Consider the following 26,614-nt stretch of genomic DNA (forward strand, 5'->3'; position numbering starts at 1 on the left):
CCTACGCGGCCTTCCGCCGCCGTGTTTCGGCGAGCCCGACGGCCGTGGCCCAGCGGGCGCGCTGCCCGATCAGCCGCCGGTACTTCATCACCTCGGCCCGCATGTCCACGGCGAGGGCGCCGATGATCCGGTCGTTCGCGCGGTAGAGCGCGGTGAACGGGCCACCGTCGGCGGGATCGCCCGCGACCACCTCGACGTGCACCTCGTGCGTGTCGGCCCCGCACACCCCGGCGAACTGGATCCGGCTGGAGTACCAGTCCGACCAGAAGTAGGGGACGGTCTCGTACGGCCGTGCCCGCTCCGGGGCGACCGCGTTGCGGGCGGCGCGCGCGCCCTGCTCCGCCGCGGTGGTCCAGTGCTGCAGCCGCATCGGACCGTCGAGCACGTCGTCGAAGAGCGCGTTGGGCCACCGGGCGATGTCACCCGCGACATGGACGCGCGGCGCGGCGGCGAGCGTCGCGTCGGCGACCACCCCGTCGCCGACGGTCAGCCCCGACCCTTCGAGCCACCCGGTGCACGGCGCCGCGCCGACCCCGGCCACGAGCACATCGGTCTCGATCTCGCTGCCGTCGGAGAGGCGCACGGCCCGCACGCGGCCCTCACCCAGCACCTCCTCGACGTGGACCCCCGTGAGCACCCGGGTGCCACGGCGTTCGTGCAGCCGGGTGAGGGCCTCGCCCATGGAGGCGCCGATCGCGCGCACCAGCAGCGTCGGGGACCTCTCGACGAGGGTGACGTCGAGGCCGAGCGCGCGTCCGGCGGAGGCCAGTTCGGAGCCGATGAACCCGCCGCCCACCACCGTCAGTCTCGGGCTGCCCGCGCGCAGCGCCGCCCGCAGCGCCCGCGCGTCGTCCAGGGTGCGCAGGGTGAAGACGCCGCCGAGCCCTTCTGTCCCGGGCAGCTCACGGGCGTACGAGCCGGTCGCGAGGACCAGCGCGTCGTAGCCGACCTCCCGCTCACCGACGGCCACGGTCCGCGCCCCGGTGTCGAGCCCGGAGGCCGGAGTGCCGAGCATCAGCTCGACCCCGAGCTCATGGGTGAGCCTGTGCTCGTCACGGTACGTCGGATCGGCGCACCCGGCAGCCGAGAGATACCCCTTGGACAGCGGCGGGCGGTCGTACGGCAGATGCTCCTCCGCACCCACCAGGACGACCGAGCCCTGCCATCCGTCGCCGCGTACGGCCTCGACCGCCCGCAGCCCGGCCAGTGAACCTCCGACCACGACCAGCGTCCCGGTCATCGCCGGCCCCTCAACTCTCCAGGGACAGCGCCTCGTTGGGGCACGAGGCGACGGCCTCGCGCGCCTCCGTCTCCTGCCCTTCCGAAACGGTCTCGGACTTGACGACCAACTGGCCGTCCTGGTCGACCTCGAACCTGTCGGGAGAGACCGATTCGCACACGCCTATGCCCTGACACCGGTCCCAGTTGACGACGATCTTCACGGGTTCTCCTCCGTCGGAGCGAGTCGGGTCTGTTCGGGGTGCTGCCCACCGCCGTCGCGCGTTTCGCCGTGGGCCGCGGCGTTCAGGGTCTGTACGACCCAGGTGTGGAAGTCGGTGGCCGTCTGTTCCGCCGCCTCCCGCCACCGGGCCGGCTCCTCCAGCGCGACCGGCAGCCGTGGCAGATAGGAGGGTTCGGCGGCATCGGCGGCCGGCGCCTCGGCCGCAGCCCTCCGCCGCGTCTCGCGGATACGGCGGCGCAGCTCGTTGCGCGACCAGCGCCCTCGCTCCGCGAGGTCGAGCCGGCGGTCCTGTTCCGGTACGGGCAGCGAGGCCACCTCGGCGTGGTGCTGGAGGCTCAGGCCGAGGTGGCGTCGTTCGTGCGCGAATCTGCGGGCCGGCCAGGCGTAGTTGCGCAGGGACTGGGTGTCGAGTCCGATCTCCGCGGCCGCGCGTGGGTACCGGCCGCTGAAGCGCAACTGGCCATGGGCGAGCCAGTCGCCCAGACACCATGACGTCGAATCCGCCCTCCGGGCCAGCTTGCGTCCGGCCGTGGCCCAGTCGTCGAGGCTGAGATCGGAAGACATGAGCAGGCCGATCCGTGTGGTCACTATCCGGCCGCCCGGGGTCACCTGGCCGGTGCCTCTGTGCGGGACACCGGCCGAGGGTAACCGCGCCGGGGGAGTGGCAGCGCGGCCTCGGGTCGTCCTGGCGGTGCGCATGGGCAACTCCTCACCCCGGCGGACTCATGACAGGAGTACCGGCTGCCCCCGGTCCCGAAGACCAAACGGAGTGGTGGAACGTTTTCCGCTGCGCCGGCAGGCGCGTCGGAGGAATGAGGTGCCCGGACGGGGACACGGCTCGTCGCCGCGGTGAAGGCGGGCGCGGCGGAAATGTCCCGCCGGCGGGACATTTCCGCACACCTGACGGTCGGCCACACAGGCTCAGTGGCCTGCGCTTTACGGTGTGTGCGGGGCCCGGATCAGCCTGCTCAGGAGCGAGGGGAACGGGCCCTGCATCGATGAGGAGGCCGCGAAGTATTGGGTGCTGAGCAAGGACCGGTAGGAGCGTTCGGAACAGTTCTTCTCCAGACGGGAGTGCGGCGATGACCATGCTCACCCCGGACCGGGAAGCCGCCGGTGCCCGCTGGGGCCTGGTGTGTGCGGGCACCGCACTCATCGGCATCTGCTACGGATTCGCGCGGTTCGCCTACGGGCTGTTCGCGCCCGAGTTCCAGGACACCTTCACCATCTCCCCCACCGTGTCCGGAATCATTGGCTCCGGAAGCTGCATCGGCTACTGCCTCGCGATCGTGCTCAGCCTCGTCCTCACCGAGCGCGTCGGTGCCCGCCGGATCGCGACGGCCGCCGGACTCGTGGCGACCGGGGGGGACCGCGATGGTCGCGCTGGCACCCTCCACACCCGTTCTGGCGGCCGGTGTGCTCATCGCCGGCTCCAGCACCGGACTGGCCTCGCCACCGATGGCGGCGGCAGTGAGCCGCTGGGTCCGCTCCGGCGCGCAGGACCGCGCGCAGAGCGTGGTCAACGCCGGCACCGGCATCGGGGTCCTGGTCTCCGGGCCGATCGCACTCCTGCTGCTGGACCAGTGGCGCTGGGCCTGGGCGGTGTTCTCGGTACTGGCGGCCGCGGTCACCCTCTGGATCCGGCTGACCGTCCCGTTCACCACCTCCGAGCGCGGCGCCGACTCCCAGGAGCGCGGGTTCGTCCGGGGCACCGCGCTGCTGGTGTCCGGCGCGTTCTTCATGGCGAAGAACTTCGTGGGCAACATCGTGGTCACCCCCTGACGAGCCCCGAGCCCCGAGCCCGAGCCGCGAGCCGCGAGCCCCGAGCCGCGGGAACTCACCGGCCATTAATCACTGGCGCCCCGTTCTCGGGCGAGGTTATGGTTCTGCTCGTTCCGGGGTGCGGCCGTGTGCCGTTCCCGAGGGGACAGTGCTGGTTCGCTGAGGAAGAGGAAGCAGGAGGTGAGGACATTGATGACTGTCACGGTGACGGGCACGGCCCGCATTCAGGAGTTCATCATCGTTGCCACCCCTGTGGCCTCCGGCTGACACCCACTCTTCTCCTCACGCGCCGAGCGCGCTGCCGGGGCCACCCTGTGAAGGGTCTCCCTTGTCCGACGTTTCGTTCCACACGTCTTCCACTTCCGTCTCCGACACCCGTCGCCCCCTTGCCTCCCACGGCTGGGACGAGGAGTGGGAGGCGGAGTTCGCCCCGTACGCCGCGCAGGGCCTGGTGCCCGGCCGTGTCGTACGGGTCGACCGCGGCCAGTGCGACGTCCTCACCGCCGACGGCGTCGTCCGCGCCGACACGACCTATGTGACTCCGCACGATCCGCTGCGGGTCGTCTGCACCGGTGACTGGGCCGCCGTCGACCCCGTCGGCGACCCCCGGTTCGTACGGGCGTACCTGCCGCGCCGCACCGCGTTCGTACGCTCCACCTCGTCCACCCGGTCCGAGGGGCAGATCCTCGCGGCCAACGTCGACCACGCGATCATCGCGGTCTCGCTCGCCGTCGAACTCGACCTCGGGCGGATCGAGCGGTTCCTGGCCCTGGCCTGGGAGTCGGGCGCCCAGCCGCTGGTGGTCCTGACCAAGGCCGACCTGGTGCCGGACGCCACCGGGCTCTCGTACCTCGTCGAGGACGTGGAGACCGCCGCGCCCGGCGTGCAGGTGCTGCCCGTCAGCTCCGCGACGGGCGACGGCATCGACGTGCTCACCGCCGTCGTGTCGGGCGGTACGAGCGTGCTGCTCGGGGTGTCCGGCGCGGGGAAGTCGACGCTGGCCAACGCCCTGCTGGGGGAGGACGTGATGGAGGTGCGGGCCATCCGTGAGATCGACGGCAAGGGCCGGCACACCACCACCACCCGCAACCTCCTCGCCCTGCCCGGCGGGGGAGTGCTCATCGATACGCCCGGACTGCGCGGCGTGGGGCTGTGGGACGCCGGGACCGGCGTCGGGCAGGTCTTCGCCGAGATCGAGGAGCTGGCGGCCCGGTGCCGGTTCCACGACTGCGCGCACGAGACGGAGCCGGGCTGCGCGGTGCGGGCCGCGCTGGAGGAGGGCTCACTGCCCGAGCGCAGGCTGGAGAGCTACCGCAAACTGCTGCGGGAGAACCGGCGCATCGTCGCCAAGACCGACGCGAGGCTGCGCGCGGAGCTCGGACGCGAGTGGCGGCTGAAGTCAGCGCAGGGGCGGGCCAACTCCGAGGCCAAGCGAGGCGGCGGCAGGCGGTAGGCGGCAGGTGGCCGGGGCGGCGCCGGGGCATGCGGCTCCGTCGCGCGGAGCGCTGTCCCGCACCCCGGCCCTCGGCCCCGGACGGGTGCGGCCGTGCCGCCCGCGCCACTTCCCGCCGTCCGGGGCCGCGTCCGAATTCCGCCAGCCGGCTCTGCGCGGCCGGCGCACACTGGAGGGCGTGATGGACGAAGAGAGCAAGTACGAGGCGGTGACCAGCCGCGACGCGCGTTTCGACGGGGAGTTCTTCTTCGCCGTCGTGACCACCGGCATCTACTGCCGGCCGAGCTGCCCCGCCGTCACCCCCAAGCGCAAGAACGTGCGTTTCTACCCGACCGCGGCCGCCGCCCAGGGCAACGGTTTCCGGGCCTGCCGCCGCTGCCGCCCCGACGCCGTACCGGGCTCCGCCGACTGGAACGCGCGCGCCGACGTCGTCGGCCGCGCCATGCGGATGATCGGGGACGGGATCGTGGACCGCGAAGGCGTGCCCGGCCTCGCGGGCCGGCTCGGCTACAGCACCCGGCAGGTCCAGCGGCAGCTGACCGGCGAGCTGGGCGCCGGGCCCGTCGCGCTCGCCCGCGCGCAGCGCGCGCACACCGCCCGGGTGCTCCTCCAGACCACCGGGCTGCCCGTCACGGAGATCGCGTTCGCCTCCGGCTTCGCGAGCGTGCGGCAGTTCAACGACACGATCCGCCGGATCTACGCCCGCACCCCAGCCTCCTGCGCGCGGAGTCCGGCGCCAGGGCCGCGGGCTCCTCCGGCGCGGGCCCCGCCCTCGCCGCCGGGATTCCGCTGCGCCTGGCCCACCGCGGGGCGTACGCCGCCAGGGAGGTCTTCGACCTGCTCGCCGGAGAGGCCGTGCCCCGCGTCGAGGAGATGCTCGGTGAGCCCGGCGCCCGCACCTACCGGCGCACCCTGCGCCTGCCGTACGGAACGGGCATCGCCGCCGTCGACGAGGCGTCGCACAGCCGCTGGCTGGAGGCCCGGATCCACCTCACCGACCTGCGCGACCTCACCACCGCCGTCCAGCGGCTGCGCAGGCTCTTCGACCTGGACGCCGACCCGTACGCCGTCGACGAGCGGCTCGCCGCCGACCCGGCGCTGGCGCCGCTGGTCGCGGCCCGCCCCGGACTGCGCTCGCCGGGCGCGGCGGATCCCGACGAGTTCGCGGTGCGGGCGCTGGTGGGCCGGGAGGCCGCCGCCGGGCTCGTCGAGGCGCACGGGAAGGTCCTGGACCAGCCGTGCGGCGCGCTGACCCACGTCTTCCCCGAGCCGGGCGCCCTCACCGGGGCCGAGGACCCGGCGCTGCGGGGGCTGGCGGCCGCGCTCGCCGACGGCGTCGTACGCCTCGGCCCGGGAGCGGACCGCGACGAGGCGGAGCGGGCGCTGCGCGCCCTGCCCGGCGTCGGCGCGCGGACGGCCGCGCTGATCCGGATGAGGGCGCTCGGCGATCCCGACGTGGCGCCGGAGGACGAGGGCTTCCCGGCCGGGACGGAGTCCGACACGTGGCGGCCCTGGCGGTCGTACGCGATGCGGCATCTCTGGACGGCGTAACGCCCTCCGTCCCCCCTTGGGCGGCCCGGTCAGCAGCCCGGCCCCCCGGAACGGGACGGACTCCGGAACGGAACCCAGGGCGAGAACCCGGGGCGGGAACCCGGGCAGACCTTCACTCCCAGATCACCGCGCCCGCCCAGGCGCCGACCACCAGCAGGCACGTGAACAGTTCCACCAGCACCGGGTAACCGACGGCGCGCATGACCGTACGGGTCGAAGCCCAGCCGCCGCCGTGGCTGCCGAGCCGCGCCCGCTCCACCCCGTAGATCCCCCCGACGAACCCCACGATCCCGCCCACCACCGGCAGCAGGAAGAATCCGGCGATCCCGGCGACCCCGCCCACCACGAGCGTCCGCGGCGGAGCGCCCGACTCGCGGGGGCGCCGGGCGGGGAGCAGGGGCTTGAGCGCCTGGTCGATCAGGAGCAGCGCGGTCGCGCCGATCAGTACGCCCCAGGCGAGCGTGGTCTTCTCGTCCAGCGCCCACCACAGCACGGCCGCCCAGACGATCGCCTGCCCCGGCACGCCCGGTGCCAGGACACCGAGCAGGCCGACCAGCATGACGAGGCCGACCAGAAGGAGCTGCCACACGCCCATCTGTCCAGGGTGCGGGACCCGGGCCGTCTTCGCAGGCCGGAGGGCCCGCACTGCTCCTGCTCAACCCGGGAGAACACCCCCGCGAACCGGTCGGCGCCTGGCCACCCAGCCCCGTTCGTACGCATGCCAGCCGAGCTGCAGCCGGGTCGTCACGCCCGCCAGTTCCATCAGCCCCTTCACCCGGCGCTGCACCGTCCGCAGACCCAGTTCCAGCTGTTTGGCGACGCTCGCGTCCGTCATCCCGGCGAGCAGCAACGACAACACCTGGAGATCCGTGGCATCGGGACCCGGCAGCCCCTGCTCCGTCACCGCCCCGTCCGCCCCGAGCCGCAGCGGCAGCGCCTCCCGCCACACCGCCTCGAAGAGCCCGGTCAGCGACTCCAGCAGCCCGCTCGCGTGCACGACCAGAGCCGCGGGTTCCGCGCCGCGCCCCGTCAGCGGCACCATCGCGGTGGTGCGGTCCGCGACGACCAGCCTGGTCGGCACCTCCTCCACCACCCGGACCTGCTCCTCGCGCCCCAGCGCCGCCGACAGCTCGGCGATCCCGGTGGGCAGCGCGAGCACCGCACGCTCGATCACCACCCGGTACGTCACGCCGCGCGTCGCCGCCCGCTCCTCCGCCTCGTTGTCCGTACCGGTGATCGCGATCGGATTCCCGGTCACCAGCGCGCACACCTCCTCGGCCGCGCCGAGCCGGAGCTGTACGCAGCGGTGCGCCACGGCGCTCGCCCCCGTCACCACCTCGACCAGATCGTGCACCGCGGGTTCGGCCGCCTCCGCCCGGTACTCCTCCGCGAGCAGTGCCGCCGTCAGCTCCGCCTGCTCCAGCCCGTGCCGCTGCCGGGTGAGCAGCGCGCCCAGCGCGACCCCGGGCGGCGCCGCCACCCAGCGCCCCGCACGGCTCGACGACTGGGCGGCGAGCCCCTGGCGCTCCAGGCGGCGCAGCGCGCGCTCCGTGTCCGCCTCGGAAAGCGTCAGCCGGTGCGCGAGGTCGGAGACCTCCGCGGCGCCGAGTGCGACGAGCGCGCGGTACGTCGACTCCTGTGCCTCGTCCAGACCAATGGCTCCCAGCACCCCTCCGCACCCCTCCCCGGACGCTTCGATTCCATACCGTCTCCCCGATCTTGCCCAACGGCTCGTGGCGGGAAGCGGCCACGGCGTAAACCCGCCGCACGCATCATCCCTCCACCTCCCGTCACTCTGCCAATGTGGCGCCACCGCAGCGCCAACAGCCTTCGGAGACCGTGCTTTTGTACCGGATTCGCCAGGTGAGAGCGATGCGCCCGGCACCGCGCACGGCACTGGGGGTGGCGACCGCCGCCGTCCTCGCCGTCACCGTGGTCGCGCCGTCCGTGGCCCGGCCACAGGCCAAGTCCTGCCGCTGATCGCGGACGCGGAGTACGGCTCCGACGTCGCCCGCGCCGCCGTCGGCCGCCGGCTGCCCTCCGCCGGCTACGGCACGGGACCGCTGCCGGCGGTCGCCGTCGAGGCGGACGAGGCCCGGGGGTTGCTCGACGCGCTGGCCGCCGGACCGGTCACGCCGCGCTGGAAGGCCACCGTCGACAGCCCGTACGCCTACAACCTGGCCTTCCCCGAGGACGGCCCGCTCACCTCGGGCCGCACCCACCGCGTACGGAAGCTGTCGTACGCGTACGACGACGCTGAGACCTGGACCGAGGCCGAGGCCGCCGAACGGTCGGGCGGTCGGGCGGTTGGACGGCGACCGTGGACCACGCGGGCGCGGCGGGCAGGCCGGTCACGCCGAAGACCGAACCGACGGACACGAAGGGGAATTCCGTCACCCAGGCCGTGGCGCGCGCCTGCGACGCGCGGCAGACGCGCGTCTGCCGAAAGCTGTCCGCCGGGCGTCCTTCCCGTGGGGGGAGGGGGAACGTCCGGCGGACTTCTTTTCCCGCTGCCCCGTTTTCGTACGGCCCGAGCGGTGGACAATAAGGGGCATGAGCCAGCAGGGGGAGAGGCGCACCACCGACGAGGACCAGTGGTGGAGCCGGCTGTACGGCGACGAGTCCACCCGGGACACGGGTCCCGCGCCCACGGGCGACACCCTGGACGACCGTTTCGACTCCGCGGCGGACACGGTGGCGCCCCCGCCCGCGCCGCCGCCGCAGTCGCTCCCGGCCCCGCGCCCTCCGGAGCTGCCGCCTTCGTGGCGGCCGGAGCCCGCTCCCGCGGCGGACGACCGTCCCCCGCTCCCACCGCACCCACCGACGCGGGACCCGGCTCCGGGTCCGCCGGGGGCACGGGAACCCGAACCGGCCCCGGAGCCGCCGCCCTGGCGGGCGGTGGGTCAGGCCACCGCGGCGGCGGAGGAGCGGCACCGGGCCCCGACGGCAGAACAGCCGCTCCCGCCGACACCGCCCCCGGGGCCGCCCCGGCCTCCGCAGTCTCCCCAGCCTCCACCGGCGGAGCCACTGCTTCCGTCGGCGTCGGGACCGGCCCCGAGCCCGCCCGAGGCACGCCGGCCGCAGCCGGAATCACAGCCGCCACCGCAGCCGCAGCCGCAACCGCAGCCGGAGTCACAACCGGTGCCGTCACCCGCTCCACCCGCAGCCGCACCGCAACCGCCGCAGCCACCGGCGCCGCCCGCTCCCGCCCGCCCGCCCGGGGCTCCCGCCGCACCCCGGCAGCGTGCCCCCTGGGAGCCGCCCGGCCTACTCCGGACACCGCGGGTCCGACGGGAGCCGGACCGGCCGCAGTCCGCGAACGCCGCGCCACCGGACGACGGGCGGCCCACGCCCTCCACGTCCCCGGAGGCCGGGCCGAGGTCTGCGTCCCCGTACGCCGAAGAGCCGCCCGCGACCGCCGGCACCGGCAGCGGGGAAGACCGGGACCCTCCCCGTGCCGGCTTCGTCGGGGACCGGCCGCCCACCTACGACGCCGAGCCCACCGCCCTGCCCGCCGCGGACCCGCGCGCACTCGACACCCTCGTCGCGGACACCGTGCTCGACGGCGCCCGGTACGGCACGTACACCCTGCGCGCCGCCTCCGTCCGCGGCGACTCCGCCCGCTACCGCGGCGAACCCCGCCGCGACGCGCTGCTCACCGCCCGCTTCGGCCGGGGCGAGGACGGGCTCGTCCTGGTCGCGGTGGCCTGCGGGGCCCGTGCCACCGGGAGCGCGCACCTGGCCGCCGCCGACGCCTGCCGCCGGATCGGCGAAGCAGTCGGCCGCAGTCACACCCGCCTCGCCGACGACATGAGGGCGGCCCGCAGGGGCGACCTCAAGTCCGGTCTGCACCGCCTCACCGACCACAGCTACGGCAAGCTGCGCGCCCGCGCGTCCGAACTCGGCCTGGAACCCGAGGAGTACACAGCGAGCCTGCGCTGCCTCCTCCTCCCCACCGACCCCCGGTGCCGCACCAGGGTCTTCTTCGGGATCGGCGGCGGAGGTCTGTTCCGGCTGCGCGGCGGCGCCTGGCAGGACATCGAACCCCCCGCCCCCGAGCCCGCCGCCGTCACCGGCGGGCCCGTCCTCGGCTTCGGCTCGGTCCCCTCCGAGACCCCCGGGGGCGACCGCCTCACCCTGGACCTCGGCATTCCGACACCTCCGTCCCCGTACGCCGAGAGCAAACTCCCGCCCGCCGAGCCCTTCCGCTTCCGGGCCTCGGTGGCCCTCCCGGGCGACACCCTCCTCCTGTGCACCGACGGCCTCGCCGGTCCCCTGCGCGGCGAGCCCGCCCTCGCCGGGGAACTCGCCGGACGCTGGGCCTCCGCCGAACCTCCCGGCCTCGCCGAGTACCTCATGGACACCTGCCTGCGGGTGAAGGGGTACGCCGACGACCGGACGGCGGTCGCGGTCTGGGAGGCGTGACGGCGTCATCCGGCCCCCGGCACATGCCTGCCCCCGCCCGGCCGGCAAATGGAACGGGCATGAGTGCTATCGCGGGAGCGGGGCATGCATCCCGTGAACCTGTTCGAGAGAAAGGGCCGATCCGACGTGCGGGTGGGGGCTATGACAGGGCAACAGGCGGGCGGCCGCGGTGCCGCCGCGCGAGGGCCGTCACAAGCACGGGCGGAGGGAAAGGGGGCACTCATTCATCTGCGGCGCAGATTGCGGCATGCGGATCTCACAGCGGTTCCGGAGGTACGGCGCGCTCTGCGCGACCTGCTGCGGCACCGGGAGGACCAGGAAGACCGGGGTGACCGGAACGACCGGGACTGTACGCACGTCGCCGAGCTTCTGACCACCGAGCTGGTGACCAACGCCCTGGTCCACACGGAACACGACGCGGAGGTCACGGCCACCGTCGCCGCCTCCCGGCTCCGGGTCGAGGTACGGGACTTGGCCGCCCGCCACCCGCAGCTGCACGTACCGATCGCCGACGACGGTACGCACGGCAGGGGCCTCGTCCTGGTGCAGGCGCTCGCGGACGCGTGGGGCGTAAAGACGCACGGCGTAGGAAAAGTGGTCTGGTTCGAACTCGACCTGGGCGGCGGGCCGGTGTAACCGCCCCGGCCCGCCGCCGTGGCTCAGCCGAATTGCTGCTCAAGATCCCTGAGTTTGCGTTCCAGGGAGTCGAGCCGTGGCAGAGCCTGGGTGTCGTCCTCGGCGGTGAGGTCGACGGTCGTCACGCCCTCAGCGCCTTTCACGGCCTGAAGGGAGGGCCTTGGTCGAAGCGGCAGCTGTCCGGGCTCTGCTATGGCGGGCTCCGCGGCTGCTTGCGACGGTGCGGACCCCGCAGTGGGGGCAAGGGCAGGGATCTCGACCTGCCGACCGCCGCCACGGCCGCGCCAGGCCCTGTGCTGCCGGTTGATGGCCTTCAACTGGGCGCGTTCCAGCTTCTGGTGATCGCGCCGGCGGATGCGGTTCTGCTCCTTCTCGCGTACGTCCTCGCGTACCTCCTCGACCGCTTCGTCCAGCGTGCGCACGCCTTCCAGGAGCATCAGCGACCAGGCGCCGAAGGTCTCCCGGGGCGCCCTCAGCCACCGTACGATCCGGATCTGCGGCAGCGGGCGCGGCACCAGGCCCTGTTCGCGCAGCGCGGCCCTGCGGGTCTGCTTCAGCGCGCGGTCGAACAGCACCGCGGCCGACAGCGACATTCCGGCGAAGAACTGCGGGGCGCCCGCGTGGCCCAGGCCCCGGGGCGCGTGGACCCAGTTGAACCAGGCGGCCGCACCGGCGAACGTCCACACCAGCAGGCGCGAACCGAGGGCCGCGTCACCGTGGCTGGCCTCGCGCACCGCGAGCACCGAGCAGAACATGGCGGCGCCGTCGAGGCCGAAGGGGACGAGGTACTCCCAGCCGCCGGAGAGGTTGAGGTTCTGCCGGCCGAAGCCGACCAGGCCGTGGAAGGAGAGTGCGGCGGCGACCGCCGCGCAGCAGAAGAGCAACAGGTACGAAGCGATCCCGTAGACCGCCTCCTTGCGCCTGCGCCGTTCCTCGGTACGTTCCCAGGAGTCGTCGGCCGTGGCCTTGCCGCCGGCGCGCTTGCCGCGCGCGAGCACCGCGACCGCCGCCAGGACCCCCACGAGCATCACGCCACCCGGAAGCAGCCAGTCCAGCGATATGTCGGTCAGTCTCATGCGGTGTCCCTTGCATCGCGGTAGGGCGTCTCGGGCGCCATATTGGCGGAATCGAAGTGACCCAAAGAGGTTTTCGGCGCAAGAGGACGCCATGGGAGTGCCAGGGCATGCGAATAGGTGCGATTCGGTCGAACCGCAGTGCTGACGAGGTGAGTTGAGTTCGATTTACGTCACCCGTCCGGGTGGCGTGCCGTCAGGCCGTGGCGACCGCGGACGCCGCTGTCGCCACGGCTTCCCCGCTCAGCTTCCGTACGCGTTCGGCGTCGCACGTACGGGGACACGTCACGCAGGTGTCCTCGGGGCGCAGCGTGTAGAAGAGGCAGCAGCTCGCGCGGTCGCGGGTCGGCAGCGATTCGCCGTCCGGCCCGGTCAGTTCGCGGAAGCCGGCCGTGCCCGCGTACGGCTTGGTCGTGCCCGGCAGCAGCTCCTCCAGCTCCCGCATGGCGCGCCGCTCTTCCCCGAGCAGGTGCGCGATGTACCAGAGCCCTTCCACGATCTCGTCCGTCGCCATGCCCCACAGTGCGCGCTTCCCGCGCCGCATCCGGGGCCCGAAGCCGTCGAGCACCGGCCCGAGGTGCTCGGCGACGGCGTCCCGCACCTCACCGCGCAGGGCCTCCTCGTCCGGTACGACGCGGGCGCCGGGCAGGGCGGCGGCCGGATCGTCCGGCAAACAGGCGAACTCCCGCACGCGTACGGCCATGCGGCCCAGGGACCGCTGGAAGGCGACGTCCTCGACGGGCACGCGGGGCACCCGGCGGTCCAGGAACCACGGCACGGTGACCAGCAGGCAGGCGGGCCAGGCGTACCGGTGCAGACCGAAACTCGCGACGACGTCGGGGCGGGCCTGCTGTCCGTAGTCGCGCAGGACCTGCGCGTTGTCCCAGGCGAGGAAGGTGTCGAGCGCGTCGCCGCCGGCCGCCAGATCCGCCGCGCCCACCCAGCCGTCCCCGCGGGGTGCCTGCTCGCCGTCGCGCAGTTCGGTGACGCGCAGACCGGAGAAGACCTCGGTGAGACGGGCGTACGAAACCGCGACGGGGGAAGCGGTGACGCCGGGGACAAGCGTGGAGACGGTCATGCAGGGACCACCGAATCGCGATCGTTTTCAGGTAAGCCTTACCTTACCCGATCTTCTCTCTGTTTGAACTGTCACCCCGGCCGCTTATCGTGCCTACGGGACACGCACCGGAGGGACCCACATGGAGCAGGCCAGACCGCGCGAGGCCGCGTACGGGCGGATACCCGCCGTACGCGCCCCGGAACGGGCCCGCGGCGAGCACACGCACAGCGAGCCCCCGGGCCCCCGCGCCGTCCGGCGCCACTCGGTCCGCGGCCAGGTCCTCGACGCCCTGCGCGCGGCCCTGGTCACCGGCGAGCTGGTCCCCGGCGAGGTCTACTCGGGCCCCGCCCTCGGCGCCCGCTTCGGCGTCTCGGCGACCCCGGTCCGCGAGGCGATGCAGCAGCTGGCGCTGGAGGGCGCGGTGGAGGTCGTACCGAACCGCGGCTTCCGCGTCACGGTCCGCAGCGCGGTGGAACTGGCCGAGCTGGCGGAAGTGCGGTCCCTGATCGAAGTGCCGGTCATGCTCCGCCTGGCCCTCACGGTCCCGGCCGGCCGCTGGTGCGAGCTGCGCCCCCTGGCGGAAGCCACCACGGCGGCGGCGGCGACGGGCAACCGGGCGGCGTACGCCGAGTCGGACCGCGCCTTCCACCGCGCGATCCTCTCGCTCTCCGGGAACCACCAGCTGGTCACCGTCGCGGACGACCTCCACCGCCGCTCCCAGTGGCCCCTGCTCGCGGGCGACCCCCTGGGCCGCCGGGCGGACCTCCTGGCGGACGCCGCGGAGCACCTGGCCCTGCTGGACGCCCTGGCGGCGCAGGACCTGACGGTGGTCCAGTCCCTGGTCCGCGAACACTTCGCGGGCGCGGACCGCTGAGGGCCGGACCCTCTCAGGCCGGTCCGGGACGATGACCGCCCGGCCGTTGATCCTGCCGGCGTGCAGGTGCTCGTACGCCGGGGGCGCGTCGTCGATGCCGTACGTCTCCACGTGCACGTCGACCGCGCCCGCGCGGGCCCAGGTCCAGGCCCTCGATCGGTTCGGAGCGCGAACCCCGGCAGGGGGAGCTCACCGGCGTCTCGTACGGGAGGCTGCCGAACCCCACCGGGAGCGTGCCCCTGGACCGGTTCCGCCTCGTCGTGCGGCCAGACCGGCGGGCCGGGCGGCGGGCCGCGTGCGGAGGGCTCCCGGCCCGCCGCCCCGGGCCGATCGGCCGCATCGGGGTTCGCCGGCCGCATCGGAGCCCGCCGCCGGGCCGGGGCCGGGAGCCACCCGCTCTACGCCACCGCGGGTGGGGAGAGCTGCGCCGCCAGCCAGGTCGGTACGCCGTCCAGCAGCCGGAACAGCCGGCCCGCCTCCGCCCGCAGGCGTGTCGCCTCGGGCTCCGGTTCCGCTTCTGCCAGGGCTGCCAGGGCCGGGGCCGTGCCCACCAGGTAACCCAGTTCTTCCCGTATCCGCAGCGACTCGGCGAAGCCGTGCCTGGCGTCCGCCAACTCGCCCTCGCGCAGGGACAGTCCGGCCAGGTGGCGCCAGGTGAACGACAGCAGCAGCGTCTCACCGTGCGCCGTGGCGCCCGCGTGGGCGCGGCGGTAGGCGGCGCGGGCCGACTGCGGGGAGTCGGAGATGTGCTCCGCGATCAGGCCGCGGCGGAAGTCCAGCAGGGGGCGCCCCGGCGCCGTGGGGGCGAGCAGCGCGGCCGCCCTGCCGAGCGCGGAACGTGCCTCGTCGGCACGGTCGCGGACGCCGAGCACCGTCGACGCGTACGCGAGATGACCGCGTTCGCACGCCGCCGCGCCCCGCTCGTCGTCGCTCCGGGCCACCGCCTCCGCCGTACGCAGGGCGTCCTCCGCCTCCGCCCAGCCCTCCGCGGTGAACAGGCAGCGCTCGACGAGCAGCGAGGCCCGCTGGAGCGCGACGGCAGGGGTCGCGGCGGCGCCCGCAGGTGGTTCGAGCAGGGCCGCGGCGTCGGTCCAGCAGCCGCGCGAGCGCAGCCGCCATACCGCGGTCTGGAGTGGGCTTCCGTCCTCTGCGGTCGTTCCGGAACCAGACATGGCGGTATGCGCCACATTGCCCTCCCCGAGCAGCACGTCATCGAGCTGTGAGTACCGGTCGTGCGGTAGTGGGCGAATCTCAGCACGGAATGGCACCCCGGGCCAAGGGGTCAGGTGAACGAATTCACAATCGGCCGCTTGGGGCAGCCGGTGGGCCGGGAGCCGCGGTCGTCGCCGGCTTCATCCGTTCGGGGTACCGGGACAGCTCGGCACCGGCCGGGGCCGGCCGCCCCGGTTCGTCGTCATGGCGGAGCTCCCTCACGGTGGAGCCCCTCCCGCGCGCGCTAACTCATCCTCAGGGCGAGGAAGAAGTCGAGCTTGTCCTCGAGACGCGACAGGTCACGGCCCGTCAGTTGCTCGATCCGGCCCACCCGGTAGCGCAAGGTGTTCACGTGCAGATGCAGCCGGGCCGCGCAGCGCGTCCAAGAACCGTCGCAGTCGAGGAACGCTTCGAGGGTGGGAATCAGTTCCGCCCGGTGCCGCCGGTCGTAGTCCCGCAGCGGATCCAGCAGTCGCGCCGTGAAGGCCCTGCGTACGTCGTCGGGCACGAACGGCAGCAGCAGCACGTGCGACGCCAGCTCGTGGTGGCCCGCCGCGCAGACCCGTCCGGGGCGCGCCGCCGCGACCCGGCGGGCGTGCCGGGCCTCCTCCAGTGCGCCGCGCAGCCCCTCCGCCGAGTGCACGGCCGCGCTGACACCCAGTGTCAGCCGTCCGTCCTCGGCGAGGCCGCCCGAGAGCGGCTCGCGCACCGCTTCGAGGAGTACGTCGGCGTGCAGACCCGTACGGGAGCCGGACGCGCCCTCGCCGCCCACTCCGTCCTTGTCCGCGTCGTCCCCGTCCGGCGCGGACGCCGGCAGCGGTACGAGCGCGATCGCCTCGTCGCCCGCGTGCGCCACCGCGATCCGGTCCGAGGAGTCGGAGCCCGCCACCGCCGGGTCGACCAGGATCTCCTCCAGCAGCGTCTGCGCGACGGGCCCGGCCTGGATCGCCGCGGCCGGACCGCCGGCACCCCCCGCCCCGCCGGGCCCCCCTTCCTGCCAGTCGACCCGTGCCACGACCACCTGCCAGTGCGGCGCCGAGCCGAGGCCCGGCAGCAGCACCGGTGCGGCGACCCGCAGGCGCGCCGCGATCTCGGCCGGGGCCGCGCCCGTCTGGACCAGTTCCAGGACCTCCTGGGCGAGGCGGCGCCGTACCGTACGGGCCGCGTCACGCCGGTCGCGTTCGACGGCGATCAGCTGGGTCACGCCCTGGAGCAGGTCGAGGCGGGCGGCGGGCCAGTCGCCCGCGTCCGCCTCCACGGCCAGCAGCCAGTCGGAGAGCACGCTCTCGCGCACGTCGCGGGAAGCGGCGGCAGCGGTGGCGCCGCGCCCGGCGCCCCTGATCGGGAACAGCGAGTACGTCGTCCCCCGCACGACGGCCCGGTGCGGCGCCCGGCGCCCGGTGCGGCTCGCGGCCAGGTGCTCGCCCGCGAGCGCGGCTCCCACGGCCGGCGGCAGCGGGTCGCCGGCGCCCGCGATCTGGCGGCCGGTGGGCGAGAGCACCCAGGCGCGCAGGTCCAGGTCGGACGTGAGCAGGTCGAGCACCACCTCGGGGCCGCCGCCCGTCGGGCCCGACGTCATCAGCCTGCGGTGCCGGTCGACGACGGCCGCCAGGTCACCGGCCCGCTCTCCGGACACCTGGCGCACCACGTACTCGGTGATGGTGGCGAAGGCGACGGCCTCGCTGACCGCGAAGAGCGGCAGCCGGTGGCGCACGCACGCCTCGACCAGGTCGTTCGGGATGGCGCCGAGCTCGGCCTCGCCCGCCGCCAGACCGACCACGCCGGCGCCGGCCAGGATGCGTACGAAGGGCTCGGAGTCCTCGGCGGAGCGCCGCCACGCCAGGCCGGTGAGGACCAGCTCGCCGCCGGACAGATAGCGGCTGGGATCCCGCAGGTCAGTGGTCATCACACCGCGCACGGTGCGGTCGAGCTCGTCCTCGCCGCCGAGCAGCCGCAGGCCCAGCGCGTCGGTCTCCAGCAGTGCGCGCAGCCGCATGGGTCGCCGCCGATCTGTCTCTCGTTGTTGCCAGTGGGGATGGGTGTGCCGATGGGTTTGTGGTTTCCCGAAGAAAACCGTGGGGTCACCGAGTCCCCGCCTTTCGTTCGAATCTACAAGACGCGAGTGGCCACCAGCCAACTCCTTCATGGTTTCGGTGACTGCACCAGGCAGAGGCCCGGCTTGTGTACTGGGGCCAAGCCACGTGAACAGCAGATGAACGCCCCAGAGCGACCCAGAACTGCTCAGAGCGACCAGGTCGACAGCAGGCGGTTGGCCGTCTCCAGCCCCAGCGATACGCGAACCACCCGATTGAGAAGAAGAGAGCCTCATGGACTTCCTTCGCCCCGCCAGCTGGGAGGAGGCGCTCGCCGCCAAGGCCGAGCACCCCACGGCTGTGCCCATCGCGGGCGGCACCGATGTCATGGTCGAGATCAACTTCGACCACCGCCGCCCCGAGTACCTCCTGGATCTGAACCGCATCGGCGAACTGCGCGAGTGGGAGGTGGGCGAGGAGACCGTACAGCTCGGTGCCTCCGTCCCGTACACCCTGATCATGGACCACCTGCGGGCGGAACTGCCGGGCCTCGCGCTTGCCGCCCACACCGTCGGATCGCCCCAGATCCGCAACCGCGGCTCGGTCGGCGGAAACCTCGGCGCCGCCTCCCCCGCCGGTGACTCGCACCCGGCCCTGCTGTCGGCGGGCGCCGAGGTCGAGGCCGAGTCGGTGCGCGGTACGCGCCTCATCCCGGTCGAGGAGTTCTACACCGGTGTGAAGCGCAACGCGCTGGAGCCGGACGAGCTGATCAGGCGCGTCCACATCAAGAAGGCCGACGGGCCGCAGCAGTTCTCCAAGGTCGGCACCCGCAACGCCATGGTCATCGCGGTCTGCGCGTTCGGTATCGCGCTGCACCCGGCGACCCGCACGGTCAAGACCGGCATCGGTTCGGCCGCTCCCACCCCGCTGCGGGCCCGCGCCGCCGAGGACTTCCTGAACGCCGCGCTCGAAGAGGGCGGTTTCTGGGACAGCGGCAAGATCATCACCCCGTCGATCGCCAAGCAGTTCGCGGAGCTGGCCTCCGGCGCCTGCAACCCGATCGACGACGTGCGCGGCACCGCGAAGTACCGCCGCCACGCGGTCGGCATCATGGCCCGCCGCACGCTGGGCTGGACCTGGGAGCAGTACCGCGGCACCGCCCGCACGCTTGAAGGAGCTGCATAGCAATGCGCGTGAATTTCACGGTCAACGGCCGTAAGCAGGAAGCCGACGACGTCTGGGAGGGCGAGAGCCTGCTCTACGTCCTGCGTGAGCGCATGGGCCTGCCCGGCTCCAAGAACGCCTGCGAGCAGGGTGAGTGCGGCTCCTGTACGGTCCGCCTCGACGGCGTCCCCGTCTGTGCCTGCCTCGTCGCCGCCGGCCAGGTCGAGGGCCGCGAGGTCGTCACGGTCGAGGGTCTCGCCGACTTCGCCAAGCAGCGCGAAGAGGGCTGCGCGACGGGCGCCTGCGGTGGCGGCGGTACGCCGCTCCAGCAGGCCCAGCAGTGGCAGGCCAGGGGGACGGACTCGCAGACCGGTGAGGGCGAGGAGCTCGCCCCGATCCAGCAGGCGTTCATCGACGCCGGCGCCGTGCAGTGCGGTTTCTGCACCCCGGGTCTGCTGGTCGCCGCCGACGAGCTCCTCGAGCGCAACGCCGAGCCGTCCGACGCGGACATCCGCGAGGCGCTCTCGGGCAACCTGTGCCGCTGCACCGGTTACGAGAAGATCCTGGACGCGGTGCGCCTCGCCGCCGCTCGCCAGGACCGCCAGGAAAGCGGGGTCTGATCCATGGGCGTCACAGGTACCCCCACCAGCATCAACCAGGGCACGAAGACCAAGGGCGGCATCGGCGAGTCCACACTCCGCCCCGACGGCACCCTCAAGGTCACGGGCGAGTTCGCGTACTCCTCGGACATGTGGCACGAGGACATGCTCTGGGGCCACACGCTGCGCTCCACCACCGCGCACGCCGAGATCCGGTCGATCGACACGTCCGAGGCGCTCGCCATGCCCGGCGTCTACGCCGTGCTGACGTACGACGACCTGCCCACCGAGGTGAAGAACTACGGCCTGGAGATCCAGGACACCCCGGTCCTCGCCCACGGCAAGGTCCGCCACCACGGCGAGCCGGTGGCCATCGTCGCCGCCGACCACCCGGAGACGGCCCGCCGCGCCGCCGCCAAGATCAGGATCGACTACGTCGAGCTCCCCGTCATCACCGACGAGGCGTCGGCGACCGCGCCCGACGCGCTGCTGATCCACGAGGGCCGCGACGACCACCACATCGGTCACGTCCCGCACCCGAACATCGTGCACCGCCAGCCGATCGTCCGCGGCAACGCCGACGAGGCCGCCGGGCGGGCCGACGTCATCGTCTCCGGCGAGTACGTCTTCGGCATGCAGGACCAGGCGTTCCTCGGCCCCGAGTCCGGCATGGCCGTACCCGGCGAGGACGGCGGCGTCGACCTGTACGTCGCCACCCAGTGGCTGCACTCGGACCTCAAGCAGATCGCCCCCGTCCTCGGCCTGCCCGAGGAGAAGGTCCGCATGACGCTCTCCGGCGTCGGCGGTGCCTTCGGCGGCCGCGAGGACATCTCGATGCAGATCCACGCCTGCCTCCTCGCCCTCCGTACGGGCAAGCCGGTCAAGATCGTCTACAACCGGTTCGAGTCCTTCTTCGGCCACGTCCACCGCCACCCGGCGAAGCTCTGGTACGAGCACGGCGCGACCAAGGACGGCAAGCTCACGCACATGAAGTGCCGGATCGTCCTGGACGGCGGCGCCTACGCGTCGGCCTCCCCGGCGGTCGTCGGCAACGCGTCGTCCCTCTCCGTCGGCCCGTACGTCGTCGAAGACGTCGACATCGAGGCGATCGCGCTCTACACCAACAACCCGCCCTGCGGCGCCATGCGCGGCTTCGGCGCGGTCCAGGCGTGCTTCGCGTACGAGGCGCAGATGGACAAGCTCGCGGCGAAGCTGGACATGGACCCGGTGGAGTTCCGCCGGATGAACGCCATGGAGCAGGGCACGCTCCTGCCGACCGGCCAGCCGTGCGACTCCCCGGCGCCCGTCGCCGAGCTGCTGCGCCGCGTCAAGGCCATGCCGATGCCGCCCGAACAGCAGTGGCTGGCGGCCGGCGAGCAGGCCGACGTACGCGCCCTGCCCGGCGGTCTGTCGAACACCACGCACGGCGAAGGTGTCGTACGGGGTGTCGGCTACGCGGTCGGCATCAAGAACGTCGGCTTCTCCGAGGGCTTCGACGACTACTCCACCGCCCGCGTGCGGATGGAGGTCATCAACGGCGAGCCGGTCGCGACCGTGCACACCGCGATGGCGGAGGTCGGCCAGGGCGGTGTCACCGTCCACGCCCAGATCGCCCGTACCGAGCTCGGTGTCGCGCAGGTGACGATCCACCCGGCGGACACCCAGGTCGGCTCGGCGGGCTCCACGTCCGCGTCCCGCCAGACGTACGTCACGGGTGGAGCGGTCAAGAACACCTGCGAGAACGTCCGTGAGAAGGTCCTGGAGATCGGGCGGGCCAAGTTCGGCTCGTACCACCCGGCCTGGGCGACGGCCGAGCTGCTGCTCGAAGGCGGCAAGGTCGTCACCGACGGCGGCGAGGTACTGGCCGATCTGGTCGACGTGCTCGAGGGCGAGGCGGTCGACCTGGAGCTGGAGTGGCGCCACCGGCCCACCGAGGCGTTCGACCTGCGCACGGGTCAGGGCAACGGCCACGTCCAGTACTCGTTCGCCGCGCACCGCGCGGTCGTCGAGGTGGACACCGAGCTCGGCCTGGTCAAGGTCATCGAGCTGGCCTGCGCGCAGGACGTCGGCAAGGCGCTCAACCCGCTGTCCGTGGTCGGCCAGATCCAGGGTGGCACCACCCAGGGCCTGGGCGTCGCGGTCATGGAGGAGATCATCGTCGACCCGAAGACCGCGAAGGTGCGCAACCCCTCCTTCACGGACTACCTGATCCCCACCATCCTCGACACGCCGACGATCCCCGTCGACGTGCTCGAACTCGCCGACGAGCACGCGCCCTACGGTCTGCGTGGCATCGGTGAGGCCCCGACCCTCTCCTCGACTCCGGCCGTCCTCGCGGCGATCCGGAACGCGACGGGTCTGGAACTCAACAGGACGCCGGTGCGCCCCGAGCACCTGACGGGCACCTGATCACCTGAGTTCCGCCGAAAAACTCCCCGGGCGGTGCCGTGCCTCCAAGGAACGTCACACTTCCCCGCCTGACACCGCCCGGGGTCTCCAAGTACCGCACCGCTCGCGGTCCTCGCAGTACCCGCTTTCCCGCTCAGCCGGTTTTGCCCCAGTTCGTCTCGGGCCGTCCCCCGGGTCGTGCAGCCCTCGCACCATCCCAAATCCCGCGTTTCCAATCTCCATGCGGGTGCCCCTTTGAACCTTGGGAGACAGGCATCATGACCCAGCAGTCCGCAGAGCCGACGACCACGGCGGAGGATGCCGGCGCGGGAACGCGCCAGCCCGCCGGCAGATCGTGGCTCGACCGGTATTTCCACATAACCGACAGAGGATCGACGGTCGCGAACGAGGTTCGCGGCGGCATCACCACCTTCATGGCGATGGCGTACATCCTCCTGCTCAACCCGCTGATCCTCAGCGGCAAGGACGTGGCCGGCAACAGCCTCGACAAGCCGGCCCTCATCACCGCGACCGTGATCGCGGCCGCCGTGACCACCTTGCTCATGGGCTTCTGGGGCAAGGTCCCGCTCGCCCTCGCGGCCGGTCTCAGCGTCTCCGGTGTACTCGCCTCGCAGGTCATCCAGGTGATGACCTGGCCGCAGGCCATGGCCATGTGTGTGGCCTACGGCCTGGTGATCTGCCTGCTGGTCCTCACCGGCCTCCGCGAGCTGATCATGAACGCGATCCCCCTCGCGCTCAAGCACGGCATCACCATGGGAATCGGCCTCTTCATCGCGCTGATCGGCCTGGTGAAGGCCGGCTTCGTCCACAAGAACCCCTTCCTGGGCGGCGGCCCCGTGGTCCTCGGCCCGGAGGGTGAACTGGCCGGCTGGCCCGTCCTGATCTTCGCCGTCACCCTGCTGCTGATCTTCGCGCTGCAGGCCCGTCACGTCCCCGGCGCCATCCTCATCGGCATCGTCGCAGGCACCGCGGTCGCGGTGATCCTCAACGCGGTCGCCGGCATCCCGAGCAAGGCGTGGTCCTCGACCCCGCCGGAGCTGAACGGCAGCGCGGTCTCCGCACCGGACTTCTCACTCTTCGGTGAAGTGTCCTTCAGCGGGTTCGGCGAAGTCGGCTACATCACCGTCACCATGATCGTCTTCACCCTGGTGCTGGCCGGCTTCTTCGACGCCATGGCCACCATCATCGGTGTCGGCACCGAGGCCAAGCTCGCCGACGACAAGGGCCGGATGCCGGGCCTCTCCAAGGCGCTGTTCATCGACGGCGCGGGCGGTGTGATCGGCGGTGGCCTCGGCGCCTCCGGTCAGACCGTGTTCGTCGAGTCGGCGACCGGTGTCGGTGAGGGTGCCCGTACGGGTCTCTCGTCGGTCGTCACCGGCGCGTTCTTCGCCGTCTGCCTCTTCTTCACCCCGCTCACCGCGATCGTCCCCGCCGAGGTCGCCTCCGCGGCCCTGGTCGTCATCGGCGCGATGATGATGCAGAACGCCAAGCACGTGGACTGGAGCGACCGCGCCACCGCGATCCCGGTGTTCCTCACCGTGGTCCTGATGCCCTTCACGTACACCATCACCACGGGTGTGGCCGCCGGTGTCATCTCCTGGGTCGTCATCAAGATCGCGCAGGGCAAGGCGCGCGAAGTGGGCGCCTTCATGTGGGGCCTGACCGCGATCTTCGTCGTGTACTTCGCCATCCACCCCATCGAGTCCTGGCTGGGCGTGGGTTAGACACCCGGGCCCGCCCTCCACACCCCGTAAGGAGACAGTCATGCTGGACATCGCCGAGGAGCTCAACCGGTGGGTCGAGCAGGGACGCGACTTCGCCGTCGCCACGGTCGTGGCGACCAACGGCAGCTCGCCCCGGGAGCCCGGAGCGGCCCTCGCGGTCGACTCCGAGGGCACGGCGATCGGTTCTGTCTCCGGCGGGTGTGTGGAGGGCGCGGTGTACGAACTGTGCCGACAGGCCCTGGAGGACGGCGAGACCGTCCTGGAGAGCTTCGGCTACAGCGACGAGGACGCGTTCGCCGTGGGTCTGACCTGCGGCGGCGTGATCGACATCCTCGTCACCCCGGTACGCGCGGACTCTCCCGGCGGGGAGGTGTTCGCGGCAGCGCTGGCCACCGCCGCACGTGGGGATGCGGCGGCGGTCGCGCGGGTCACCGACGGGCCGGCCGAAGTCATGGGCCGCGCCCTGCTCGTCCGCCCCGACGGTTCGTACGACGGTGTGCTCGGCGGGCACCCGGAGCTGGACCGTACGGCGGCGGACGAGGCCCGCGCCATGCTCGACGCCGGACGCACCGGAACCGTCCTCGTCGGCGAGGACGGCTCACGCTGCGGCCGGCCGCTGACGCTCCTCGTCGAGTCGAGCGTCCCGGCCCCCCGCATGATCGTCTTCGGCGCCATCGACTTCGCCGCCGCGCTGGTGCGCATCGGCAAGTTCCTGGACTACCACGTGACCGTGTGCGACGCCCGGCCCGTCTTCGCCACCGCCACGCGCTTTCCCGAGGCCGACGAGATCGTCGTCGAGTGGCCGCACCGCTACCTGGAGTCGACCGGGACCGACGGCCGTACGGTGCTCTGCGTCCTCACCCACGACGCAAAGTTCGACGTACCGCTGCTGGAACTCGCGCTGCGCCTGCCGGTCGCGTACGTCGGCGCGATGGGCTCCCGCCGCACCCACGAGGACCGCAACAGGAGACTGCGCGAGGTCGGCGTCACCGAGCTCGAACTGGCCCGCCTGCGCAGTCCCATCGGCCTCGACCTCGGCGCCCGTACGCCCGAGGAGACCGCCCTGTCCATCGCCGCGGAGATCGTCGCGTCCCGGCGCGGCGGCAGCGGTGTGTCGCTCACCGGCGCGCACACCCCGATCCACCACGAGGGTCCCCGGCAACCGGCCGGGCGGACACGTTCCGTCGCCTGACCGTGGTACGGACGTACAGTGTCCGGCGTGAGTGATCCTCGCCGGACCCGCGTACGCGCGGCCGTGGCCGCGGGCCCGGTCCTGTGCGCGGGGCCCGGCGTCCGGGCCGTGGCGGGCGGCGGCCCCGCCCCGTACGCGGGGGACGCGCTCTGCACCGTCCTCCCGTGCACGCTCGCCCTGCTCCTCGCGCCCGCGACCCGCCCGCCGGTGGCCGCCGCCGTCGCGCCGGGGCTCAGCCGGGCGGTCGAGTGCGCCCAGCTCACCGGCGTACCCGCGGAGCCGGCCGCACGCGGCACGGCCGCCCGGCTGGTGCCCGGCTCGACCTTCAACGCGCCCGACCTGCTCCGGTACGCCGTCGGCGCGGGCCGCTTCCTGCTCATATGCACCGTGGTGCCCCGGCCGAGCGGCCCGCGCCACGCGTCGTGATGTCGTGATGTGAGGCGCGGGAGCGCTCCCTGTCCCCACCTCTCGCGAGCCAGGAGCGACCCCGTGCACAGCAGAAGAACCACCCTCCCCTCCCTGACCGTCCTGACCGCGGTACCTCTCACCCTGACCGGCCTGGCAGCGGCGCTGTTCCTGGGCGCGCTGTCCGCCGGCGCGACCGACGACCCGGCCGGCCCGGACGACCCTGCCGACTCCGCGGCCACCCGTCTGTACACCCCCGAGGCCAACCCGGCGGCGTACCGCCAGGCCGACGGACTGGACCGCGGCAAGCAGTCGCGCGAGGCCGCCGGGGTGCGGGCCATGGCCCGCACCCCGCACGCCGTCTGGCCGGCCGGCCGCACCCCGGAGGAGGTCAGGGACGAGACGCGCGATGTCGTCCGCGACGCCGCCCGGGACAAGGCGACGCCCACGCTGGTGCTCTACCAGGTCCCGGGCCGCGACTGCTCGCTGTACTCGGCGGGCGGGCTGCGCGACAGCGCCGAGTACCGGGAGTGGATCGCCGGCGTGGCGAAGGGCATCGGCGACGACCGCGCGCTCGTCGTCCTCGAACCCGACGCGCTCGCCCTGGTGCCCTCCGACTGCCCCGACGGCGACCCCAAGGACACCAAGGAGGCGAGGGAGGCCAGAACGGCCGCGCGCTACGCCCAGATCACCGACGCCGTCACCACCCTCGCCGCGCTGCCCCGCACCAAGGTGTACATCGACGCCGGGCACCCGTCCTGGCACACCGTGGAGAGCATCGTGCCCCGGCTGGTCAAGGGCGGTGTGGCACGTGCCGCGGGCTTCTCCGTGAACGTCGCCAACTACAGCACCGACGCCACCAACGCCTGGTACGGCAAGCTCGTCTCCTCCTGCCTGGCCCACGTCGACAAGGGCGGCAAGGCGTCCGACTGCCCCGGCCTGTCGTGGTCGCGGGCCGACGCCCAGAGCTGGCTCGACCGCCATGTGGGCGCCCCCGACCCGGCCCGTATGAAGCATTTCATCACCGACACCAGCCGCAACGGACAGGGCCCGTGGACCCCGCCCGCCGGCAAGTACAGCGACGCGCAGGACTGGTGCAACCCGCCGGGACGCGGCCTCGGCGCCCGCCCCACCACCCGCACCGGGGACCCGCTGAACGACGCCAACCTGTGGATCAAGACACCGGGGGAGTCGGACGGCGAGTGCCTGCGCGGTACGGCCGGCCCCCAGGACCCCGAGCGCCGTACGGTCGACCCGAAGGCGGGGCTCTGGTTCCCCGAGCAGGCACTGGAACTGGTGCGGCTCGCCAGCCCGGCCATCATGCCGCGCTGAGAAAGCGGCTGTGGGGGACGCCTTCGGCCGCGTGCGCGTCACCGCCGCCCTTCTCGCGGCGTAGGGGAAGGGCGGCGGCGCGCCGGTCCAAGCGCGTGCAGGAAGGGGTGAGTCGATCCGCCGATCGGGGGACTGGTGGCGAACCGGCCGTGGAACAGCGCCATTTGGGGACGTGTCCCACGTGATCCCGCGGGCGGACGGGGGCGGCCTGCGGGCCGGCGCCCTGGG

21 protein-coding genes and 2 pseudogenes are annotated in these 26,614 nt (G+C 73.1%); 13 read left to right on the forward strand and 10 right to left on the reverse strand.

The features are described 5' to 3' along the window. Position 1 precedes the first annotated feature (1 nt). The 3 genes from ACWDZ4_RS14840 to ACWDZ4_RS14850 are packed head-to-tail and all read right to left on the reverse strand — an operon-like array spanning position 2 to position 2,161. A complete protein-coding gene (locus tag ACWDZ4_RS14840) occupies positions 2–1,240 on the reverse strand; it encodes an NAD(P)/FAD-dependent oxidoreductase (RefSeq protein ID WP_451508783.1) in 1,239 nt (412 codons plus the stop codon). A gap of 10 nt (positions 1,241–1,250) precedes the next feature. Next, a complete protein-coding gene (locus ACWDZ4_RS14845) occupies positions 1,251–1,442 on the reverse strand; it encodes a ferredoxin (RefSeq protein WP_451508784.1) in 192 nt (63 codons plus the stop codon). After that, positions 1,439–2,161, reverse strand: coding sequence for an LmbU family transcriptional regulator (locus tag ACWDZ4_RS14850; protein WP_451508785.1), 723 nt, complete (start codon positions 2,159–2,161; stop codon positions 1,439–1,441). Before ACWDZ4_RS14850 ends, ACWDZ4_RS14845 begins: the two co-directional genes overlap by 4 nt. 675 nt (positions 2,162–2,836) lie before the next feature. Here ACWDZ4_RS14850 and ACWDZ4_RS14855 point away from each other — a divergent pair. From ACWDZ4_RS14855 to ACWDZ4_RS14865, 3 genes and pseudogenes are all read left to right on the forward strand, one after another. Further along, the gene (locus ACWDZ4_RS14855) at positions 2,837–3,244 is read left to right on the forward strand and encodes an MFS transporter (protein ID WP_451508786.1); all 408 of its coding nucleotides are present in this window, start codon (positions 2,837–2,839) and stop codon (positions 3,242–3,244) included. Between the two features lie 328 nt (positions 3,245–3,572). Then, positions 3,573–4,697 (forward strand): ribosome small subunit-dependent GTPase A, encoded by a 1,125-nt coding sequence (gene rsgA, locus ACWDZ4_RS14860; protein ID WP_451508787.1) that lies wholly within the window; start codon positions 3,573–3,575, stop codon positions 4,695–4,697. Positions 4,698–4,878: 181 nt separating this feature from the next. Further along, positions 4,879–6,436 (forward strand): annotated as a pseudogene (locus ACWDZ4_RS14865) (DNA-3-methyladenine glycosylase 2 family protein). On the opposite strand, the gene ACWDZ4_RS14870 reads toward ACWDZ4_RS14865, so the two are convergent. Both ACWDZ4_RS14870 and ACWDZ4_RS14875 read right to left on the reverse strand, forming a co-directional pair. After that, entirely contained in the window at positions 6,361–6,843 is a 483-nt protein-coding gene (locus tag ACWDZ4_RS14870; RefSeq protein WP_451508788.1) for a DUF456 domain-containing protein, read from the reverse strand. The pseudogene ACWDZ4_RS14865 and the gene ACWDZ4_RS14870 sit on opposite strands and share 76 nt — an antisense overlap. 60 nt (positions 6,844–6,903) lie before the next feature. Further along, positions 6,904–7,917 (reverse strand): helix-turn-helix domain-containing protein, encoded by a 1,014-nt coding sequence (locus tag ACWDZ4_RS14875; RefSeq protein ID WP_451508789.1) that lies wholly within the window; start codon positions 7,915–7,917, stop codon positions 6,904–6,906. A gap of 1,472 nt (positions 7,918–9,389) precedes the next feature. Between ACWDZ4_RS14875 and ACWDZ4_RS14880 the strand changes: the two genes are divergently transcribed. After that, positions 9,390–10,673, forward strand: coding sequence for a protein phosphatase 2C domain-containing protein (locus tag ACWDZ4_RS14880; RefSeq protein ID WP_451508790.1), 1,284 nt, complete (start codon positions 9,390–9,392; stop codon positions 10,671–10,673). A gap of 141 nt (positions 10,674–10,814) precedes the next feature. Then, on the forward strand, positions 10,815–11,309 hold the full coding sequence (locus ACWDZ4_RS14885) for an ATP-binding protein (protein ID WP_451508791.1): 495 nt from the start codon (positions 10,815–10,817) through the stop codon (positions 11,307–11,309). Between the two features lie 23 nt (positions 11,310–11,332). On the opposite strand, the gene ACWDZ4_RS14890 is transcribed toward ACWDZ4_RS14885, so the two are convergent. After that, a complete protein-coding gene (locus ACWDZ4_RS14890) occupies positions 11,333–12,385 on the reverse strand; it encodes a DUF2637 domain-containing protein (RefSeq protein WP_451508792.1) in 1,053 nt (350 codons plus the stop codon). Positions 12,386–12,578: 193 nt separating this feature from the next. Next, on the reverse strand, positions 12,579–13,460 hold the full coding sequence (locus ACWDZ4_RS14895) for a (2Fe-2S)-binding protein (protein WP_451508793.1): 882 nt from the start codon (positions 13,458–13,460) through the stop codon (positions 12,579–12,581). A gap of 121 nt (positions 13,461–13,581) precedes the next feature. Between ACWDZ4_RS14895 and ACWDZ4_RS14900 the strand changes: the two genes are divergently transcribed. Continuing rightward, complete coding sequence (locus tag ACWDZ4_RS14900) at positions 13,582–14,316, forward strand: GntR family transcriptional regulator (RefSeq protein ID WP_451508794.1); 735 nt, start codon at positions 13,582–13,584, stop codon at positions 14,314–14,316. Positions 14,317–14,337: 21 nt separating this feature from the next. Here ACWDZ4_RS14900 and ACWDZ4_RS14905 read toward each other — a convergent pair. The 3 genes and pseudogenes from ACWDZ4_RS14905 to ACWDZ4_RS14915 form a co-directional block, all read right to left on the reverse strand. Next, a pseudogene (locus tag ACWDZ4_RS14905) lies at positions 14,338–14,554 on the reverse strand (NAD(P)-dependent alcohol dehydrogenase); the annotation flags it as partial. Positions 14,555–14,714: 160 nt separating this feature from the next. Beyond that, a complete protein-coding gene (locus ACWDZ4_RS14910; protein WP_451508795.1) occupies positions 14,715–15,488 on the reverse strand; it encodes a hypothetical protein in 774 nt (257 codons plus the stop codon). Positions 15,489–15,772: 284 nt separating this feature from the next. After that, positions 15,773–17,524 (reverse strand): PucR family transcriptional regulator, encoded by a 1,752-nt coding sequence (locus ACWDZ4_RS14915; RefSeq protein WP_451508796.1) that lies wholly within the window; start codon positions 17,522–17,524, stop codon positions 15,773–15,775. A gap of 331 nt (positions 17,525–17,855) precedes the next feature. Here ACWDZ4_RS14915 and ACWDZ4_RS14920 point away from each other — a divergent pair, with 331 nt between their 5' ends. The 7 genes from ACWDZ4_RS14920 to ACWDZ4_RS14950 all read left to right on the forward strand — a co-directional run bounded on the left by ACWDZ4_RS14920 (position 17,856) and on the right by ACWDZ4_RS14950 (position 26,386). Next, positions 17,856–18,746, forward strand: a complete 891-nt coding sequence (locus ACWDZ4_RS14920) for an FAD binding domain-containing protein (RefSeq protein WP_451508797.1) — start codon at positions 17,856–17,858, stop codon at positions 18,744–18,746. A 2-nt stretch (positions 18,747–18,748) separates the two neighbouring features. Next, positions 18,749–19,345, forward strand: a complete 597-nt coding sequence (locus ACWDZ4_RS14925; RefSeq protein ID WP_451508798.1) for a (2Fe-2S)-binding protein — start codon at positions 18,749–18,751, stop codon at positions 19,343–19,345. Positions 19,346–19,348: 3 nt separating this feature from the next. Then, positions 19,349–21,733 (forward strand): xanthine dehydrogenase family protein molybdopterin-binding subunit, encoded by a 2,385-nt coding sequence (locus ACWDZ4_RS14930; protein ID WP_451508799.1) that lies wholly within the window; start codon positions 19,349–19,351, stop codon positions 21,731–21,733. Positions 21,734–21,990: 257 nt separating this feature from the next. Further along, entirely contained in the window at positions 21,991–23,457 is a 1,467-nt protein-coding gene (locus tag ACWDZ4_RS14935) for an NCS2 family permease (protein ID WP_451508800.1), read from the forward strand. A gap of 40 nt (positions 23,458–23,497) precedes the next feature. Beyond that, the gene (locus ACWDZ4_RS14940; protein ID WP_451508801.1) at positions 23,498–24,649 is read left to right on the forward strand and encodes an XdhC family protein; all 1,152 of its coding nucleotides are present in this window, start codon (positions 23,498–23,500) and stop codon (positions 24,647–24,649) included. Positions 24,650–24,676: 27 nt separating this feature from the next. Then, complete coding sequence (locus ACWDZ4_RS14945; protein WP_451508802.1) at positions 24,677–25,075, forward strand: ribosomal maturation YjgA family protein; 399 nt, start codon at positions 24,677–24,679, stop codon at positions 25,073–25,075. A gap of 63 nt (positions 25,076–25,138) precedes the next feature. Further along, positions 25,139–26,386 (forward strand): glycoside hydrolase family 6 protein, encoded by a 1,248-nt coding sequence (locus tag ACWDZ4_RS14950; protein WP_451508803.1) that lies wholly within the window; start codon positions 25,139–25,141, stop codon positions 26,384–26,386. Positions 26,387–26,614: the final 228 nt, after the last annotated feature.

The organism is Streptomyces sp. NPDC003016, assembly GCF_053591455.1.

Excerpts from the sequence above, each read along its gene's own strand:
- ACWDZ4_RS14935 (WP_451508800.1), top strand. The coding sequence starts at position 21,991 with ATGACCCAGCAGTCCGCAGAGCCGACGACCACGGCGGAGGATGCCGGC.
- ACWDZ4_RS14900 (WP_451508794.1), top strand. The coding sequence starts at position 13,582 with ATGGAGCAGGCCAGACCGCGCGAGGCCGCGTACGGGCGGATACCCGCC.
- ACWDZ4_RS14890 (WP_451508792.1), bottom strand. The coding sequence starts at position 12,385 with ATGAGACTGACCGACATATCGCTGGACTGGCTGCTTCCGGGTGGCGTG.
- ACWDZ4_RS14915 (WP_451508796.1), bottom strand. The coding sequence starts at position 17,524 with ATGCGGCTGCGCGCACTGCTGGAGACCGACGCGCTGGGCCTGCGGCTG.
- ACWDZ4_RS14930 (WP_451508799.1), top strand. The coding sequence starts at position 19,349 with ATGGGCGTCACAGGTACCCCCACCAGCATCAACCAGGGCACGAAGACC.
- ACWDZ4_RS14910 (WP_451508795.1), bottom strand. The coding sequence starts at position 15,488 with ATGTCTGGTTCCGGAACGACCGCAGAGGACGGAAGCCCACTCCAGACC.
- ACWDZ4_RS14855 (WP_451508786.1), top strand. The coding sequence starts at position 2,837 with ATGGTCGCGCTGGCACCCTCCACACCCGTTCTGGCGGCCGGTGTGCTC.
- ACWDZ4_RS14940 (WP_451508801.1), top strand. The coding sequence starts at position 23,498 with ATGCTGGACATCGCCGAGGAGCTCAACCGGTGGGTCGAGCAGGGACGC.
- ACWDZ4_RS14920 (WP_451508797.1), top strand. The coding sequence starts at position 17,856 with ATGGACTTCCTTCGCCCCGCCAGCTGGGAGGAGGCGCTCGCCGCCAAG.
- ACWDZ4_RS14885 (WP_451508791.1), top strand. The coding sequence starts at position 10,815 with ATGACAGGGCAACAGGCGGGCGGCCGCGGTGCCGCCGCGCGAGGGCCG.
- ACWDZ4_RS14895 (WP_451508793.1), bottom strand. The coding sequence starts at position 13,460 with ATGACCGTCTCCACGCTTGTCCCCGGCGTCACCGCTTCCCCCGTCGCG.
- ACWDZ4_RS14850 (WP_451508785.1), bottom strand. The coding sequence starts at position 2,161 with ATGCGCACCGCCAGGACGACCCGAGGCCGCGCTGCCACTCCCCCGGCG.
- ACWDZ4_RS14840 (WP_451508783.1), bottom strand. The coding sequence starts at position 1,240 with ATGACCGGGACGCTGGTCGTGGTCGGAGGTTCACTGGCCGGGCTGCGG.
- ACWDZ4_RS14925 (WP_451508798.1), top strand. The coding sequence starts at position 18,749 with ATGCGCGTGAATTTCACGGTCAACGGCCGTAAGCAGGAAGCCGACGAC.
- ACWDZ4_RS14870 (WP_451508788.1), bottom strand. The coding sequence starts at position 6,843 with ATGGGCGTGTGGCAGCTCCTTCTGGTCGGCCTCGTCATGCTGGTCGGC.